Origin of the sequence: Shimia gijangensis (genome assembly GCF_900142085.1) — a bacterium.
In the GTDB taxonomy this organism is placed as follows: domain Bacteria; phylum Pseudomonadota; class Alphaproteobacteria; order Rhodobacterales; family Rhodobacteraceae; genus Shimia; species Shimia gijangensis.
Genome location: NZ_FQZQ01000063.1, coordinates 1 through 1,833, shown reverse-complemented (window position 1 = coordinate 1,833; position 1,833 = coordinate 1). Strand labels below are relative to the sequence as shown.

The 1,833-nt window shown below is 52.4% G+C and carries 2 protein-coding genes; both read left to right on the top strand.

Features of this window, described 5'->3' with window-relative positions; genetic code table 11:
• A partial coding sequence (locus BUC32_RS19970) for a MaoC family dehydratase (protein WP_139280819.1) occupies positions 1-353 on the top strand: 353 nt, incomplete at its 5' end.
• Positions 354-456: 103 nt separating this feature from the next.
• Positions 457-1,278 (top strand): SDR family oxidoreductase, encoded by an 822-nt coding sequence (locus BUC32_RS19965; RefSeq protein ID WP_073257392.1) that lies wholly within the window; start codon positions 457-459, stop codon positions 1,276-1,278.
• Positions 1,279-1,833: the final 555 nt, after the last annotated feature.

Here is a 1,833-nt window from a genome sequence, read left to right as displayed (position 1 = left end):
TTACGATGGATCATCAGTTCATTCATGTTGATCCAAGTAGGGCAAGAGATGAATCCCCCTTTGGAGGGACAATCGCCCATGGTTTTCTGACACTGTCTCTTGCCAGCAAGTTTTCTTATGACTGCGTTGAGCCGATGCCGGGTCTGTCCATGGGAGTTAACTACGGGTTCAACAAAATTCGCTTTTTGGCTCCGGTGAAATCTGGTTCCAGAGTTCGAGCCAGATTTGTGCTGCAAAAGTTAGAGCAAAAATCGCCAACAGAGTTGCTGCAAACAATGGGACTGACCATTGAAATTGAAGGTGAGGCGAAGCCCGCACTTGCGGCTGAATGGTTGGGATTTTTGGTGTTCTGATCGCTCCAGCATTGAGTGAAAAAAATTTGGGATTGGTTCGCGAGATGATATTGCCAACCTATCTGCTGAGGGTTGAACAACGCGGCGCATGAAGGAAACTAAGATGGACATTCAAACACTGTTCGGGCTTGAGGGCAAAACGGCATTGGTCACAGGTGGGGCCACGGGTATTGGCCTTATGGCGGCAGAGGCGCTGGTGCGCGCAGGCGCTACCGTATTTTTGGCGAGCCGCAAGGGAGAGGCTTGCGAAGCAGTGGCCAAGGAACTTAACAATCTGGGTGCATCCGGGAAAGCCATTGGGTTCGCTGGAGATGTGGGCAACGAGGAAGGTGTCGATGCACTGGTCGCTGCTGTGAAAGAGCGGACGCAAACATTGGATATTCTGATGAACAACGCTGGCATCACCTGGGGCGCGCCTTTGGGGGAATTCCCCTTCAATGCCTGGGAAAAGGTGGTGAACGTAAACGTTGCAGGGTTGTTTGATTTGACTCAGAAACTCCTGCCTATGCTGCGTGAAAGCGGGTCGATCGACGATCCGGCGCGGGTGGTCAATGTCGGCTCTGTCATGGGAGAGCGTGCAATGGGTGATGGCGCTTACAGCTATGCTGCCTCCAAGGCCGCAGTGATCCATCTGAGTAAGATATTGGCCAAAGAACTGGCAAGCGAGGCCATCACAGTGAATTCACTCGCCCCAGGCCCGTTCGTGTCTCGCATGACAGCTTTTGCCACCCAGGATGAAGACGTCCGCGCCAAAGTCGGAAAGGACGTTCCGCTCGGTCGTGTGGGCCGTGATGAAGACATTGCGGGCTGCATGTTGTTCCTTTGTGGGCGTGGAGGGGCCTATGTGACAGGAGCTGTGATCCCTGTTTCAGGCGGCATCAACGTTCTCTCCGGGCCAAACATCTTTCAGCAGGCGCTGGATTGAAGGATCGATCGGTCATTTTCAAAGGAGATTGGCTTGAGGCGGTTAAGCTCGAACAGTTGGGTGGATGCTGTTCGAGAAATGAAAAACAGTAACTGAATGCCATGGATCTACGCACTCAGTTGGCGCGGGCCAGTCATTTGCATGTTATCGGGTACGTCCATCAGTGAAGCTTCGATTGTGCGACTCTTCACCCTAAGTTTTTCCGGCGGACAAGACGGTCAACTGCTGCAATATCCAAAGTTTTCCTGTGTTCATCAAAACACCTAGCCATAGATCAAACAACAACCTAAATGCTCGCAGCATTCAAAAGCTCCTGGATTTGAAGGCTCTGATTGAGGGACGCGCCTCATGAACGGGGGCTTTGAAAAGACCCAAACCAAGCAATGTGGTGTTTTGTATCACCAAAAGAGGGTGGGCGACCTTTCGCTGCGAGATGGGCTAAGGTAAGCTCTGCCGCACAAAGATGCCGTCGAAATCGGCCCAGGAAATTTCTCGACCGCCGCAGGGCATATCAATCGACCCATACTTATTGCGCGGCCATCCGTTGTTGGCGGC

Excerpts from the sequence above, each read along its gene's own strand:
- BUC32_RS19965 (WP_073257392.1), top strand. The coding sequence starts at position 457 with ATGGACATTCAAACACTGTTCGGGCTTGAGGGCAAAACGGCATTGGTC.